We start from the raw sequence: 14,630 nt of genomic DNA, 5'->3' as shown, positions 1-14,630 counted from the left end.
GGTTGCTTACAACCAGGATCCTGGCACGAAAAAAATAACCCCCTAATACTTCACCCCATACCCACGAAAGCTAGTAACAACACTAGCGGCCAATCCTATCGCTCTCGGATCAGAAGCAGCCGTAAGAATATTAGTATCCTTATCCCAGGTAATTGCTTGCATATCACCATAATATTGCTTTAAAGGCTTCAAGGAATATCCCATAGCCTTGAGAGCTTCTTGAAGTTCAGGAGAAAAGGTATCTGGCTCAAACTGCAATAAATCAGGAAGAAATTGATGATGAAAACGCATTGCCGAAACCATGCTAATTGCCCCAAAATCATCATGAAACACCAAGGAGGCAAGCAAAACCATCGTAGCAATACGACTGCCTCCAGGAGTTCCTAAAATCGCGACCCGTCCAGGCAGCTCAAGAAAGGTTGGCGTCATGGTTGATACTGGGCGTTTACCTGGAGCGATACTGTTTTTATCACTTCCTACAACTCCAAATACGTTTAACGCCCCGACTTTAGCAGTGAAATCATCCATTTCATCATTAAGTAAAACACCTGTTCCTTCAGCAACAACACTAGAGCCAAAAATAAAATTGACGGTCATCGTTGCCGCAACACGATTACCCTCTACATCAATGATCGAGATATGGGTAGTGTTGCTTTCTTTAGTAGAATTGTTGCCAGGCCCCTTCAATACGTCACTGGAAATTGCTTTATTCTCGGGAATTAATACTTTTAATTGCTTCGCATTCTCAGCTGAAACCAATTTTTCAATAGGTACAGACACAAAATCCGGATCACCCAGAAACTCTTCACGCTGCCAATAAGCCAAACGCATAGACTCCGTTAAATAATGTATCCATTGCACCTTAGGCAATGAAGATAAAGAATAATGAGATAAAATATTTAACATGGTTAATAAAGCAATCCCGCCCGCAGAAGGAGGAGGAGCAGTAATAACGAGCATGTTGTGATAGGCACCAACTAAGGGTTCTCTAAGCTTCACTTGATAACCGGCTAGATCCGATAAGGTCCATCGTCCACCCGCAGCATTAACACCTTTTACTAAGCGCTGAGCAACTTCTCCTGTATAAAAACCCTTCTCGCCCTGCTCTGCGATTCGTTTTAAGGTATTCGCTAAATCAATTTGCACCAAACGTTCGCCAAGTTCATATGGACGCCCATTTTTTAAAAATATTGCAGCCGTTGCAGGATACTTTTTAAGCTGCTCCAGTCGACCTTCCATATTGAAAAAATGGCTAAGTTGCTTATCAACTAAAAAACCATCTTGGGCTAATTGGATTGCCGGAGCTAAACTCTTATTTAACGGCAAACGGCCATAATGCTTTGCCAGATAAACCAAAGCAGCAGGATGCCCTGGAATCGCCGCAGCCAAGCCTCCATTTAAGGATAATTCAGGAATAACCTCTCCAGTCGCGGTTAAAAACATATCTTTGTGAGCAGCTGCGGGCGCTGTTTCACGGGCATCTATAAAAACATTAGAACGAGTACTTGCTTGGTGTAATAACCAAAAACTTCCTCCACCTAAACCTGAATGGTACGGTTCAACCACAGCTAATACTGCCGCGGCGGCGATACCTGCATCAAAAGCATTTCCACCATGAGCTAAAATATCTAAAGCAGCATTAGTCGCTAAAGGATTAGCCGTAGCTACCGCATATCCAGGAGGATGATTGGGGGACTGCTTTGCATAGGCATTAAATCCAGAAAAAAAACAACTGAAAATGAATACTGCAGACCACAAATGTTTTGGCTTTCTTCTATTGAAAATCATTATTTTTTTGTTTCTTTTGTAATTCCTCAGCCACACAAGGAGGAACAAATTGAGAAATATCGCCATTCAAATTAGCAATTTCACGTACCAAACTGGAGGAAATAAACATAGCACGTTCTGATGGCGTTAAAAATATGGTCTCAATATTCTGAGATAACTTACGGTTCATTCCCGCAAGTTGAAACTCATATTCAAAATCAGATACAGCACGCAAGCCACGTAAGATTACCGTCGCATTTTGCTCCTGTGCAAACTCGATTAGTAAATTATCAAACCCCAAGACCTGTACGCCAGGCAAGTCGGCCACGCTTTCTTGTAAAAGACGTATTCTGGTTTCCAAAGGAAAAAAAGGTTTTTTTGCCTTATTGGTGGCAACAGCAACAATAAGTTCAGGGAAAATTTTCGCTGCTCGTCCTATAATATCCACATGACCATTAGTCACCGGATCAAAGGTGCCTGGGTATATTGCTTTTGATTTCATATGAGTTAAGACTAATTGCTAAGACGACCAGTCTAGCGTATTGTTGTACAAAAAACTACAATAATCCTGGTAAAACAGTAGGATGCAATGCTTTACCAGATCTCGGAACGAGGTGAGTATGGATAATTTAAAACGTTTTATTGTGCTTCCTATTTTTTTGTTAACGGCATGTGCACCGCCAAGACCAGTAATGATACCAGAACTGCCAGGCAAAATAGCAAAAGTAGCTCCTAATGAAACACGGACAGAACACGCAACAGGCAAAGCCGAAACGGTTTCCTCCTGGGAAATTGGTGGTGCTTTAGCCGCCAAAAATAAATCCAAAGGCTGGTCCGCAGCAATGGATTGGGCACAGAACGGGCCTAGCTCATATCAACTCCGTTTAATGGGACCTTTAGGGGCCGGAGCTATTCTGATTACTAAAAAAGGCAGCTCGATTACCTTCCAGGATGGTCCAAAAAGAATTACATCAACTAATGCGGATGAGTTATTACTGCAACAAACAGGAGTCCGCCTTCCTGTAAATAATTTATACTATTGGGTTAGAGGCCTCCCTGCCCCAGGAAAAGTAGGTTCAGAACAACGTGACACAGCCAACCACTTAGTTATGTTAAGGCAAAGTGGCTATACCGTTACCTTTGGAAACTACACGATTGTAAAAGGAATCGCCCTCCCTGGCATCGTTCGCTTAGACGGAAATGGGGTGATGGTGAAAGTTGTTATTAAAAATTGGTCTATTTAAGGGATACGTTATCCCGAACATCGTGAGGGAGCTCTCAAATAAGGTAAAAATTAACATTGTCCTTATTCAGAGCCCCCTTCACCCCAAGTCTCCCAAACAACCTGTTTGAGTTCAAATTGAACTAATTTGCCAAGCAAAAACCTATCGAAAAAATAAATTTAAAAAATTTATAAAAATTATTGCTTTCAAAGTTGACATGTTAATAAAACCACTGCAAAATACCTCCACATCGCAAGGATGAAAGCTTTTATAATTTATGGAAGTTTTGATATAGAATCTGCAATTTTTTTAGGGGTGTCGCCAAGCGGTAAGGCACAGGGTTTTGATCCCTGCATACCTAGGTTCGAATCCTAGCACCCCTGCCACTTTCTTGTTGATTCACAAGTAAACAGACAGCAGAAGATAACCTGGAAGGATGCATTTTCGTTGGTGCTCAAATAATAATAATATCTTTTTGGCTGTCTTCTGCTATGTGTTTAAGTTACGATGAACCTAGGTCTAAGGCTTTTTACACATGTCCACAATGATGATTTTTGCCGGTAACGCGAATCCGGAACTAGCACAAAAAATTTCTTCCCACTTACAGATACCTATAGGCAAAGCGACAGTTGGTACTTTCAGCGATGGCGAAACCATGGTTGAGATCCTTGAGAACGTTCGCGGGCGGGATGTATTTATTATTCAGTCGACTTGTGCCCCATCAAATAATAATTTGATGGAACTGCTTGCTATGGCAGATGCACTAAGAAGATCTTCTGCAGCTCGTATTACCGCTGTAATCCCCTATTTCGGTTATGCGCGCCAAGATAGACGAGTACGCTCTGCACGTGTTCCTATTACGGCAAAAATTGTTGCCGATATGATGGCCTCTGTAGGAATATGCCGTGTTCTTACCGTTGACTTGCATGCGGATCAAATCCAAGGCTTCTTCTACATGCCAGTGGATAACGTTTACGCAACGCCAATGTTACTTGAAGACATTGCCAAGCAAAATCTGCAAAACGTTATGGTAGTATCACCAGATGTTGGCGGTGTAGTTCGAGCTCGTGCTGTTGCCAAACGCATCGAACATGCAGAACTGGCAATCATTGATAAACGCCGCAGTGGACCGAATAAATCCGAAGTGATGCATATCATTGGCGATCCAACTAATAAAGACTGTATTATCGTTGATGACATTGTTGATACTGCAGGAACTCTTTGTTCTGCAGCTCATGAATTAAAGAAAAGTGGTGCGAAAAGTGTTAGAGCCTATATTACTCATCCAGTTTTATCCGGCCCTGCGCTCAAGAACATTAAAAATTCCCATATTGATGAAGTAGTAATTACTGATACTATTCCTTTATCAGAAGAAGGACGTGCTTGCGATAAAATCCGTGTAGTCAGCCTTTCTGACATGCTGGCACAAGCAATGAAGCGCGTGAATATAGAAGAATCTGTTAGTTCTATGTTTGCCGAATAATCCCTTCAATATCCTCTCTTGGTTGCTTGCAACTGCATCTTAGTTACATTTCTGCTACGCCCCGCGGACAGCCGCGGGACGTAAAGTCTACAACTTCTTGCACCAATGTCCCTTAAAAACTATTAAATCTTAATACTCTCTTAACCTCATTGCGCTAAAATAAGTACAGGAAATATAAAAAGAGAGCACTATGCCCAAATGCCGCACCCTATTTAAATTTTTTCATAAAGTTGAAACTACATATAAGGACATGCTCGAGCATATACAGGAAGGATTACGAAATAAACAACATCATATTGAAACTAGCAGTCAAGAGATTAATTTTTTACTTAGGCTAATTGCTGCATTACACCTTAATTCTGATTATGAAGCGAACCCTGTTCGTACTCAGGAAGTATTACAAGAAATGTTAAACGGTGGGCATCTGAATTTGGAAGATGATGGCAAACTTTATGATGAGTTAGTTAAGCATTTTAACTCCAGTATTAGCAAACGGATCTCATCTCATCATTCTATCGCCCAGCAATATTCTCTTTCTTATCCAATATCAAAAGAAGTTCTTTTTGGTGTAACCGAGGATAGCGAAGGTAGAAAAAGAACGTGGATGCAATTTGAAAAGCATAATACCAAAAACTTGCTAAATATTATTTTGCACCTTATCGATTATATTAAATACCGAATCACAGGGAAAAATATTGGCCCCTTTGGTTCATCGGAGCATACTGATAGCAATCCATTGGTTGTTACGAAAGGTATGGGAGCAAATTAAGCGTGAGCTCAATGATGACGTAGTTTCCCTGCTCGTCTGGCTCAAGTGTCACAAATAAAAAAAGGAGCTTTAGCTCCCTTTTTTATTTGATACGGCTCAATTAATCACGCGTACCAACATATTTGTCATCAAAATAACGACGTAACTTAGTTCTCAATGTTCCACGACTAATTCCCAGCATAATTGCAGCTCGTGACTGATTGTACTTACAGTGTTCCATTACTGCTCGAAATAAAGGTGTCTCAATTTCTTCAAGTACAAACTGGTATAAGTCAACAGGATCAGTTCCCTTAAGCTCTGAAAAATATTTTTGTACTGAATGTGTTACGCTCTCGGCTAGTGAAGCGGTGTTATCCACTACTTCATTACTGATTGTTGTCATTATTATTAGCTCCTCCTTTTAAAAACAGTATATTACCGAATCAAACCGTGTCAGACAAGGGTGGAATTGAAAAAACTACGTTAAATCAACATAGAATAACTAATACTGAAGCCCTTAATATCCCAAAGTTGCTTAAAAATAAAAAAGGGGAAATTGCAAATACAATTTCCCTTTTTTTAAACAATGCAGATTCGAATTAAAACTTTAACATCGATTCATTAAATGGCTTACCATTCACAATAAATTTACCCTGATCTAAACTTACCTCAATAAAATAATCAGTACCTTTTTCAACAATTAAACCCGCTTGCTTGAGCGCATTTAATTGTTGATCAACTTGCGGCTGCGCAGATTGGACTGGTTGTTGAGTTGCAGGCTGAGCACCGAGCTGTGTAGCAATTGATGGCTGCGCGTTAGGTTGTTTTGCCATTTGTTGGGCTACTGCTTGCTTCATTAATTCTCTTACGGTAGCAGCTGGAACACTCAATTTAGCATTACCACGAATTTTCTGCATCAATTGAAATGGATTAGCATTTTCATCTTTAGGTAAAGAAATAAGCAAACTACCATCAATTGTGCCTTCAGGTATCTTGAAATTAAGCTTAGAAATCTCTAACTCAGCCCCTTTGTTGAATAATTTAGGTAACTCAGGAAGTAAGGCAATCATTGCTTGTTGGCGCTGTTCATCTGTACCATTTTGCATTGCATTGGCTTGCTGATTGATTTTCGCCAATACATCCGCATCAAGATTTCTTACTGAAATGTTGATTTCACCTGGGCCATAATTTTGCGCATTCGCTAAAATTGACTTAATTGTTAAAGTAAAACTTGTATTAAATAAATGTTGTTCAATATCGCTTTTTGATTTAAAGAGCAAGTCTACAATCTCGAATATTTTTTGCCCTTTAACCTGGATATTAAACGCAGGCAAAGTGAAGTTTGCATCACCTAAATACAGGCCAGTATCAGTTTCATGTAAATCATAATCACTAGATACTTTACCCAAATCGACTTGAGCATCATCTTTAGCCAGATGAACACCATCAATAACTACTGTACCATCAACTTTTTTCATGCCCGCAGACATTGTTGTTGTCGCATTCAATCCTAACCAATTAAAACGACCGCCATCTTTAGAGGTTAAATTAAATGTAGGAACATTAAAATCCAAAGTACTTTGATTAAAATAATTTACAAAAATACTTAAGTCTAATTGTGGTTTAGTTGATTCAGCAGTGAAGGCCGCATTAAATTGATCAACGTATTGTTTAGGGAATGGGAAAACAGCTTCAGCATATCCAAGTCCAAATCGTACGGAGTTATTAGCAATAATAACTGGGCCATGATGAATCGTCAAAGGCATTTCCATTGAATAATCTTGTGCAGGAACAGTTTGCGCAGCTCCATTTGCATCGATCACATGCTCAGGAATATGTAACTGCCATTGGATCTGAGCTTCAGAACTAAATAGGCCTCGATTATATTGCTTAATCTCTGCTCGCAATCCATTCGATTGGTCAATTACCTCTATATTCTTTCTGATTGTTTTTTCAGTAAGAATGCCCATACCATAATATCCGCCTATAACCAAAGCGGCCAGGATAATTATTAATCCTGCCAATTTTTTCATTATGCTCTCCATGTTAGTAATTCGAATTGCAGCATAAAGTATAACAGTAAATAGACTTATTGTGCGATAAACTAGTGATTGAAAAGAAAGAAAAAAATTGAACAATAGGTAGAAAGGTAGCCCTGAGAAATCCTTTCAGGATGTACCTTGGTTGCGAACAACCAAGGTACATTATTTAATGTCTACGTGAGCAAAATTATGCGTGTTCTATCGGCTTACAATAAGTTTCTTTGACCAACAGTGCCAAGATAAGTGCGATTAAAGAACATACTGGTAATATTTTTAATCCCGCTTGGAAATCGGACAATAGTAGAGATTCTACATTATACGCACGAACCCCAGAAACCATGTCTACCAAACGCCCAACTAAAGGCTGTAAGGATGCGCCAACAAAAATGGATATCATATTCGTAAAAGCAATTGACGTACCAATCACATTACGATGATGAATTTCCGTTGATACGGCATAAGCGATGGCAACTCCTGTATTAGTCAAACCGAAAAGGAAGAAAATAAAATATGCATAGTTTTGGCTTAAGGATGGGCTAAAAACGTATATGGAAGTCAGTACCATTCCGCATAAGGCTGAAATGATCATTAACGGTTTACGACGCCCCATTTTATCAGAAAGCCAACCAGAAAGCGGTCCACTAATTCCCCAGCCAATGAAAATCAAACCCGTTGCAAACGCAGCAGCATGAGCCCCTAAACCATGGCCAAACTGTAAATAAGCAGGTCCAATTGCCTCGCCGATTACTGCAGTGGGTCCAAATAAAAAACCAGCATATAAAGCGTTAAGCCAAGTTTGTCGGCAAGATAAAATGATTTTTAAGCTTTGCAGAATGCTAACATGATTGACCGGATGAGCCTCACTGCGATGCCCCGCCGGAGTATCTTGAACAAACTGATAAAGAAGACCAGCCAGAGCAATAAACAAGAAAGCGATAATAAGCATACTGTGACGCCAGCCTACATTAGTCACTAAAAAGGATACAGGAGCTTCTCCAGCAGCGGCGCCTAACATTCCTACAGATTGGGTTAAACCGGCTAATAAACCCAGCATGGTTGGTGGGAACCAGGAAGTAGCTAATCGTAATGAACAAACAAAAGCAAAGGCCGCACTAAAGCCAATCAGCATGCGACCAATTGACCCCATAAGTAGCCCATCAGCTAGGCCAAAAACACAGCAACCAAAGGCCGTGACCAGAGACATGACGGTTAATAAGCCGCGTATACTTAGACGGTCAACGGTAAGGCCCACAGGAATCTGCATGAGAATATAAGGAATATAGAATGAAGCAGTTAAAATACCGAACTCAGCCTCATTGATTCCAAAATCCATTTGTAGATAACGATGCATTACACCAGGTGCAACACGCGCCATGTAATCGGAAAAATAAAAAGCAGCCGCTAAACCCCATACTAACCAAGCAATCCCCTGATAGCTCTTGCGATTATAGATATCTACTTTAGCATTATGCATTTTGTTCATAAATCTCTACTCAATAAAGCCCTAATTCGCCTTGTTTTATAAGCATAAGCAAAGGATTATTGCCGGGCTAGATACTCCAAAAACAAAACTCCTATTACCTGATTCGTAGTAACGTTGTTCTAAAAAATCCATACATTCAACAATGTAGTTACCAGATTATCGAGTTGAACAAAGCCACAAATTTCCGTAGATCAACTACAGAGAATCGGTGTTTTTCTCTCAGAATAACTGAAATTAACCTAGGATTATACTGCTGCTGTCATTTATTTCAACACTGATATTACTCTGTAATTCAAGAAGAAACTTAAGCTTCGCTCCCCTCCTCGCTGCCATTCAGTTGAGGAAAAACGTCATCCGAAACGTAGCGAGAGATGACGTCTTCAAGAAAGATGGACTAATAAAGCTCCGCTAATTTTTAAAAAACTTTAATACCATAGAACGCATTCTTGCGGTTTCAGAAGGATTAAATTCTTTATAAACGTCGCTACCGATGTTTAAACACACAGTAACCTGCTCTCCAAGCCCTTTGAGCAAATCAACACCTGATAATTTAAGTAAATTAATTTCTGTAGCGATTTCAGCAGCCCACGCATCAAGATAGGTCATCTCAGTGAATACAGGAAGAAATAGTTCATTATCCTCCTGGAGAAATAAAACCCGAGGCTCTTCACCTTCTATATGTTTCTCTACGGGGATAATAAAGTTGGCTTTAATAAATTCCAGGTAAGCTTTATTTGCTTCTTTTGAAGATCCAGCAGAAATAAGCGCTTCTTTTATGGCGTTGTCGAGTGCATTCATCAGTGTAATTTGATCCGGTAAAAGGCAAATTATAACCAAGTATGCCGTTGATGAACAGCACTCAACTGAGTAAGTAGCCCGACTAGGCTACCAACTCAAATAATTGATATCCAACGAAAGCAGAAGCGGCTATTGCACCACTAATTTCAATTACCAATGATAAGAAGCTATGCTTTTGGCAATATTGCTGATCGTTTGCAGCAATTTCAGGCTCTAGTGAATCTTCTTTTTGTGAATACTCACTAATATCAAATAGAGGCTCATCACCAGATAACGCATCCCACCATCCCTCTAACCAGTGATCGGCTTCTTGAGATCCTTTTGGATAAGGATTATCTTCTTCTGCCGCATAAGCTAACGCACACTCATATCCTAAGGCATAACTCTCTTCATGGCTTGGATGATCAATGTTAAAACGTAATTTAATATGTGGTAGTAAGGCAGTAATGTCGTTCATGATTGTACCCTCAATTTATGTATCCTGTATGTATTTTCCCAAGCTCAACTGTGATACTCCAAGTTGTATTATAATTAAAGCTGTGTGCAATTCGTTATCTTCTCATGTCGATAATTTCTGCACTTAAAACAATTTTACGACTTTAAAATACTAGTAACAGCCAAATTAAAAACCTTTACTCCTTTTTGACAATTTCTTCAAAAACTATGGACTTAATTAAGTTTTATGATTTCTATATATAGATGCAATTAGCAGGCCAACTTTTTATTTTATGAAATTATTTTTTAATATGTTGAATAACATCTATTTTTTATTTTGGACGAGAATATAACTTGGACTACACTTTCGTATTGCTCCGCTTAATGTAGGCTGGGCTGCCAAGTCAGCATTGAAAGTAGCATAAACACTATTTGCTGGGCTTTTCAGCCCAGGCTAGGATACTGTGTCAAAGAATTGATAAGCAAAATGCGTTGCCGACAAATTTTGCCGTTAGGGTGCCAGGCGGTGGTGCAGCCAGCGCCCTTCTTGCCGGTAATATTGAATTCGATCATGCAAACGGTTGTCTCTTCCCTGCCAAAACTCAATCGCATCAGGGATAACCATGTAGCCTCCCCAATATTCAGGCCGCAATACAGGCTCTTGTCCATGTTGCTGAATTAAGTCATTTAATGCTTTTTCCAACATATCCCTACTAGTAATTTCATGACTTTGTGGGGATGCAATCGCGCTAAATTGGCTTTTTATTGGTCTCGATGAAAAATAAGCATCCGATTGCTCCTGACTTACTTTCTGTACTTTGCCGCGAATGCGAACTTGTCTGGCCATTTGTGGCCAATAAAAATTAAGTGCCGCATAAGGTTTATTTTGCAACTGCGTTGCCTTGCTGCTTTGGTAGTTAGTGTAGAAAATGTAATTTCCATCCTCCAAGCCTTTTAATAAAACAACTCTGGAATCTGGGTGGCCATCGCTATCTACGGTAGAAAGTACCACCGCTGTAGGATCATTTGTTTCATTTTTTAAGACATCAGCGAACCATAAGTGAAACTGTTCAAGAGGATCATCAGGGATATTCTGGTCTTGCAGTTTTAATTCACCATAATCGCGTCTTATGTCAGCAATACTTCGAAAATTTGTCATGGTGTTACATCCATTTTGAAAAACACTGTTGCCTGGATGGGTTAAAGCATATTTATTATTGCAGGTTGGACCCATGGCCCAACCTACAACTCAAAATAACTTACCAGCCAGTTACTTCTGCAATAGCATCGCCTAAATCAGCAGGAGAACGTACTGTTCTTACACCAGCAGCTTCTAGCGCAGCGTATTTCTCAGCGGCAGTACCTTTACCACCAGAAATAATCGCACCAGCATGCCCCATACGCTTACCCGCAGGTGCAGTAACACCAGCAATGTACGATACAACAGGCTTGCTAATATTTGATTTAATGTATTCAGCGGCTTCTTCTTCTGCAGAACCACCAATTTCACCAACCATAATGATGGCTTCAGTTTGTGGATCTTTTTCAAATAAAGCCAACGCATCAATAAAGTTAGTTCCTGGAATTGGATCCCCACCGATACCGATACACGTACTTTGTCCAAAACCTTTGTCAGTAGTTTGTTTTACTGCTTCATAAGTTAACGTACCGGAACGCGAAACAATACCTACTTTACCTGGTAAATGAATTGAGCCTGGCATAATACCAATTTTACATTCGCCTGGAGTGATAATTCCTGGGCAGTTTGGTCCAATTAAACGAGCTTGAGTATTGTTCTCTAAGTAAACTTTAACATCCAACATATCAAGAACAGGAACCCCTTCAGTGATACAAACAATTAATTTAATTCCTGCATCAGCTGCTTCAATGATTGAATCTTTGCAAAATGGCGCTGGAACATAAATAACGGTTGCATCGGCATTGGTTGCTTCTACCGCGTCACGCATTGTATTAAATACAGGTAGGCCTAAATGTGTTTGGCCACCTTTTCCTGGGGTAACCCCACCAACCATACGCGTTCCATACTCAATCGCTTGTTCTGAATGGTAAGTTCCTTGCTTGCCAGTAAATCCCTGACACAGTACTTTGGTTTCTTTATTAACTAATACACTCATTGTTGACCTCGAAATTTAGTTTAAGCCCGCAGATTAACACTGCAGGCAATCGCTCTATAGCAATCAATTAATTAAGCAACAGCTGCCACAATTTTCTTCGCAGCATCAGTTAAACTGGTTGCAGCAATTACGTTTAAATCACTCTTATTTAAAATATCAGCGCCTAATTGAGCGTTATTCCCTTCCAATCGAACAACTACAGGGATCTTAACATCGACTTCTTTTACAGCAGCCAAAATACCATCAGCAATAAGGTCGCAACGAACGATACCACCGAAAATATTCACTAAAATACCTTTAACTTTATCGTCAGATAAAATAATTTTTAGTGCTTCACTAACACGTTCTTTGGTTGCACCACCACCTACGTCCAGGAAGTTTGCTGGCTCACCACCATGAAGTTTAATCACGTCCATAGTCGCCATTGCCAAGCCTGCACCATTAACCATACAACCAATTGAACCATCAAGAGGAATGTAATTTAATTCCCAATCGCTAGCACGGTTTTCACGCTCATCTTCTTGTGATGTATCGCGCATCCCTTTCAATTTTGGTTGACGGTATAACGCATTGCCATCAATATTGATTTTTCCATCTAAACACAATAATTGTCCTGATTTAGTAACAACTAATGGGTTGATTTCTAGTAAGCTTAAATCGCATTCAACAAACATTTTACCTAAGCCCATCATCAACTGAGTAAATTGTTTGATTTGGTCATCTTTCAGGCCTAATTTAAATCCAGCGTCACGACATTGAAATGGCATAACACCTACTAATGGGTCTACAACTACTTTGAAGATTTTCTCAGGAGTTTCTTCAGCTACTTTTTCAATTTCAACGCCGCCTTCAGTAGACGCCATAATAACTACACGACGTGTTGCTCTATCAACAACAGCACCAAGATATAATTCACGGTCAATGTCACATGTTTCTTCAACCAATACCGCATTAACAGGTTGTCCATGCGCATCTGTTTGATAAGTTACCAGGCGAGTTCCCAGTAATGCTTTAACTGCTGCAGCTAATTCATCACGGTCAGAAACTAATTTAACACCACCTGCTTTTCCGCGGCCACCAGCATGCACCTGCGCTTTAACAACCCAACGTTTGGTTGATAGTTGAGAAGCAACTTGTAGTGCATCTTCAACCGTGTAAGCTACTTGGCCATTTGGTACAGGTAAGTTGTAGCTAGCAAATAATTGTTTGGCTTGGTATTCATGTAAATTCATTGCAATTACCTTTTAAAAAAGCAAAACCCGCAGACACGGGCTTGCTGTTAATTGTGATTATTAAACATTAAGTAAAAGACGAGCAGGATCTTCCAATAACTCTTTAACACTCACTAAGAACTGTACGGAATCTTTTCCATCAATTAAACGATGGTCATAAGATAAAGCGACATACATCATTGGACGAATAACAATCTCACCTTTCTCAACTACAGGCCGGTCTTCGATTTTATGCATCCCAAGAATACCTGTTTGTGGTGGGTTAATAATTGGCGTTGCCAATAATGAACCGAAAACCCCACCATTAGTAATAGTGAAGGTACCACCTTGCATTTCTTCCATAGACAATTTACCTTGTCTAGCGCGGCTGGCAGCATCGTTAATAGCCATTTCAATTTCAGCCATGCTCATTTGATCCGCATCACGAATCACAGGTACAACCAATCCGCGTTCAGTAGATACAGCAATACCAATATCATAGAAGCCATGATAAACCACATCTTGGCCATCAATAGAGGCATTCACGGCAGGGAAACGCTTTAATGACTCAACAACCGCTTTAGTGAAGAAGGACATAAAACCTAATTTAACACCGTGCTTCTTCTCAAAACCGTCTTTATATTGAGCGCGCATGTCCATTACTGCTTTCAAGTTAACTTCGTTAAAGGTAGTTAACATAGCAGCATTATGTTGTGCTTCAAGTAAACGCTCAGCAATTTTGGCTCTTAAACGAGTCATAGGCACACGGCGCTCTTCTCGCGCTCCCATTGCAGCTACTGGTGCTGGTTTGCTTGATGCTGAAGCTGCTTTACCACGATTGGATTCAATATAAGAAAGAACATCGTCTTTAGTAATACGGCCGTCTTTGCCACTGCCTGGAATTTGACCTGGTTGTAAATCATGTTCCGCCATCATACGACGTACGACAGGACTTGTTGATTTATCTTCATGGGCACTAACATCAGCACTGCTTGCAACAGCTTTTTCCTCACTTGGCTTAGAATTAGTCTCCGCAGGAGCAGCAGCACCTGCAGTGATTTTTGCCAGAAGTTGGCCCGAAGTTACAGTGTCTCCAGTTTGGAAAAGAATTTCACTGAGCACGCCGTCAGCAGGAGCAGGCACCTCAAGAACTACTTTATCTGTTTCCAGATCCAATAGATTTTCATCACGAGTAACTTTATCACCTACTTTTTTATGCCAAGCAGCTACAGTTGCATCAGCAACCGACTCAGGTAGCACAGGTACTTTGACTTCGATAGACATGGTTATACCTTCTTATTTTAT

At 40.1% G+C, this 14,630-nt stretch carries 14 protein-coding genes and 1 tRNA gene; 4 read left to right on the top strand and 11 right to left on the bottom strand.

What is annotated here, in order from left to right; all coding sequences use genetic code 11:
• Positions 1 to 42: 42 nt before the first annotated feature.
• Positions 43 to 1,788: a gamma-glutamyltransferase gene (ggt, locus tag ACQY7T_RS08070; protein ID WP_428412503.1), complete on the bottom strand. Its 1,746-nt coding sequence runs from the start codon at positions 1,786 to 1,788 to the stop codon at positions 43 to 45.
• On the bottom strand, positions 1,775 to 2,269 hold the full coding sequence (gene coaD, locus ACQY7T_RS08065; RefSeq protein ID WP_428412502.1) for a pantetheine-phosphate adenylyltransferase: 495 nt from the start codon (positions 2,267 to 2,269) through the stop codon (positions 1,775 to 1,777). Before coaD ends, ggt begins: the two co-directional genes overlap by 14 nt.
• Before the next feature lie 118 nt (positions 2,270 to 2,387).
• Between coaD and lolB the strand changes: the two genes are divergently transcribed.
• The 4 genes from lolB (at position 2,388) to ACQY7T_RS08045 (ending at position 5,242) form a co-directional block, all read left to right on the top strand.
• On the top strand, positions 2,388 to 3,011 hold the full coding sequence (gene lolB / locus ACQY7T_RS08060) for a lipoprotein insertase outer membrane protein LolB (protein ID WP_428412501.1): 624 nt from the start codon (positions 2,388 to 2,390) through the stop codon (positions 3,009 to 3,011).
• A gap of 290 nt (positions 3,012 to 3,301) precedes the next feature.
• A tRNA-Gln gene (locus tag ACQY7T_RS08055) sits at positions 3,302 to 3,376 on the top strand.
• Positions 3,377 to 3,525: 149 nt separating this feature from the next.
• Positions 3,526 to 4,473 (top strand): ribose-phosphate pyrophosphokinase, encoded by a 948-nt coding sequence (locus ACQY7T_RS08050; protein ID WP_428412499.1) that lies wholly within the window; start codon positions 3,526 to 3,528, stop codon positions 4,471 to 4,473.
• 190 nt (positions 4,474 to 4,663) lie between these two features.
• The gene (locus ACQY7T_RS08045; RefSeq protein WP_428412498.1) at positions 4,664 to 5,242 is read left to right on the top strand and encodes a hypothetical protein; all 579 of its coding nucleotides are present in this window, start codon (positions 4,664 to 4,666) and stop codon (positions 5,240 to 5,242) included.
• 100 nt (positions 5,243 to 5,342) lie between these two features.
• Here the strand turns inward: ACQY7T_RS08045 and ACQY7T_RS08040 are convergent, their stop codons facing one another.
• The 9 genes from ACQY7T_RS08040 to odhB all read right to left on the bottom strand — a co-directional run bounded on the left by ACQY7T_RS08040 (position 5,343) and on the right by odhB (position 14,609).
• The gene (locus ACQY7T_RS08040) at positions 5,343 to 5,624 is read right to left on the bottom strand and encodes a helix-turn-helix domain-containing protein (protein ID WP_058476721.1); all 282 of its coding nucleotides are present in this window, start codon (positions 5,622 to 5,624) and stop codon (positions 5,343 to 5,345) included.
• Between the two features lie 196 nt (positions 5,625 to 5,820).
• On the bottom strand, positions 5,821 to 7,254 hold the full coding sequence (locus tag ACQY7T_RS08035) for a YdgA family protein (RefSeq protein WP_428412497.1): 1,434 nt from the start codon (positions 7,252 to 7,254) through the stop codon (positions 5,821 to 5,823).
• A gap of 196 nt (positions 7,255 to 7,450) precedes the next feature.
• Positions 7,451 to 8,746 carry an MFS transporter gene (locus tag ACQY7T_RS08030; protein WP_428412496.1) on the bottom strand — a complete coding sequence of 432 codons (1,296 nt, stop codon included), beginning with the start codon at positions 8,744 to 8,746 and terminating at the stop codon, positions 7,451 to 7,453.
• 408 nt (positions 8,747 to 9,154) lie between these two features.
• Positions 9,155 to 9,544, bottom strand: a complete 390-nt coding sequence (locus tag ACQY7T_RS08025; RefSeq protein ID WP_428412495.1) for an SseB family protein — start codon at positions 9,542 to 9,544, stop codon at positions 9,155 to 9,157.
• Positions 9,545 to 9,626: 82 nt separating this feature from the next.
• A complete protein-coding gene (locus ACQY7T_RS08020) occupies positions 9,627 to 10,001 on the bottom strand; it encodes a transmission trait enhancer LetE (protein ID WP_428412494.1) in 375 nt (124 codons plus the stop codon).
• Between the two features lie 489 nt (positions 10,002 to 10,490).
• Positions 10,491 to 11,138, bottom strand: coding sequence for a pyridoxamine 5'-phosphate oxidase (gene pdxH / locus ACQY7T_RS08015; RefSeq protein ID WP_428412493.1), 648 nt, complete (start codon positions 11,136 to 11,138; stop codon positions 10,491 to 10,493).
• A 100-nt stretch (positions 11,139 to 11,238) separates the two neighbouring features.
• Positions 11,239 to 12,114 (bottom strand): succinate--CoA ligase subunit alpha, encoded by an 876-nt coding sequence (gene sucD / locus ACQY7T_RS08010; protein WP_428412491.1) that lies wholly within the window; start codon positions 12,112 to 12,114, stop codon positions 11,239 to 11,241.
• 71 nt (positions 12,115 to 12,185) lie between these two features.
• Positions 12,186 to 13,346 carry an ADP-forming succinate--CoA ligase subunit beta gene (sucC, locus tag ACQY7T_RS08005; protein ID WP_428412490.1) on the bottom strand — a complete coding sequence of 387 codons (1,161 nt, stop codon included), beginning with the start codon at positions 13,344 to 13,346 and terminating at the stop codon, positions 12,186 to 12,188.
• A gap of 60 nt (positions 13,347 to 13,406) precedes the next feature.
• Entirely contained in the window at positions 13,407 to 14,609 is a 1,203-nt protein-coding gene (gene odhB / locus ACQY7T_RS08000; RefSeq protein ID WP_428412489.1) for a 2-oxoglutarate dehydrogenase complex dihydrolipoyllysine-residue succinyltransferase, read from the bottom strand.
• Between the last annotated feature and the right edge of the window lie 21 nt (positions 14,610 to 14,630).

The sequence above is a fragment of the Legionella sp. genome, from assembly GCF_965140895.1.
In the GTDB taxonomy this organism is placed as follows: Bacteria; Pseudomonadota; Gammaproteobacteria; order Legionellales; family Legionellaceae; genus Legionella.
The sequence above is the reverse complement of the archived record's forward strand: the minus strand, read 5'-3'. Positions and strand labels throughout refer to the sequence as shown.

Excerpts from the sequence above, each read along its gene's own strand:
- ACQY7T_RS08030 (WP_428412496.1), bottom strand. The coding sequence starts at position 8,746 with ATGAACAAAATGCATAATGCTAAAGTAGATATCTATAATCGCAAGAGC.
- ggt (WP_428412503.1), bottom strand. The coding sequence starts at position 1,788 with ATGATTTTCAATAGAAGAAAGCCAAAACATTTGTGGTCTGCAGTATTC.
- sucC (WP_428412490.1), bottom strand. The coding sequence starts at position 13,346 with ATGAATTTACATGAATACCAAGCCAAACAATTATTTGCTAGCTACAAC.
- pdxH (WP_428412493.1), bottom strand. The coding sequence starts at position 11,138 with ATGACAAATTTTCGAAGTATTGCTGACATAAGACGCGATTATGGTGAA.
- lolB (WP_428412501.1), top strand. The coding sequence starts at position 2,388 with ATGGATAATTTAAAACGTTTTATTGTGCTTCCTATTTTTTTGTTAACG.
- ACQY7T_RS08050 (WP_428412499.1), top strand. The coding sequence starts at position 3,526 with ATGTCCACAATGATGATTTTTGCCGGTAACGCGAATCCGGAACTAGCA.
- ACQY7T_RS08025 (WP_428412495.1), bottom strand. The coding sequence starts at position 9,544 with ATGAATGCACTCGACAACGCCATAAAAGAAGCGCTTATTTCTGCTGGA.
- ACQY7T_RS08020 (WP_428412494.1), bottom strand. The coding sequence starts at position 10,001 with ATGAACGACATTACTGCCTTACTACCACATATTAAATTACGTTTTAAC.
- coaD (WP_428412502.1), bottom strand. The coding sequence starts at position 2,269 with ATGAAATCAAAAGCAATATACCCAGGCACCTTTGATCCGGTGACTAAT.
- sucD (WP_428412491.1), bottom strand. The coding sequence starts at position 12,114 with ATGAGTGTATTAGTTAATAAAGAAACCAAAGTACTGTGTCAGGGATTT.
- odhB (WP_428412489.1), bottom strand. The coding sequence starts at position 14,609 with ATGTCTATCGAAGTCAAAGTACCTGTGCTACCTGAGTCGGTTGCTGAT.
- ACQY7T_RS08035 (WP_428412497.1), bottom strand. The coding sequence starts at position 7,254 with ATGAAAAAATTGGCAGGATTAATAATTATCCTGGCCGCTTTGGTTATA.
- ACQY7T_RS08040 (WP_058476721.1), bottom strand. The coding sequence starts at position 5,624 with ATGACAACAATCAGTAATGAAGTAGTGGATAACACCGCTTCACTAGCC.
- ACQY7T_RS08045 (WP_428412498.1), top strand. The coding sequence starts at position 4,664 with ATGCCCAAATGCCGCACCCTATTTAAATTTTTTCATAAAGTTGAAACT.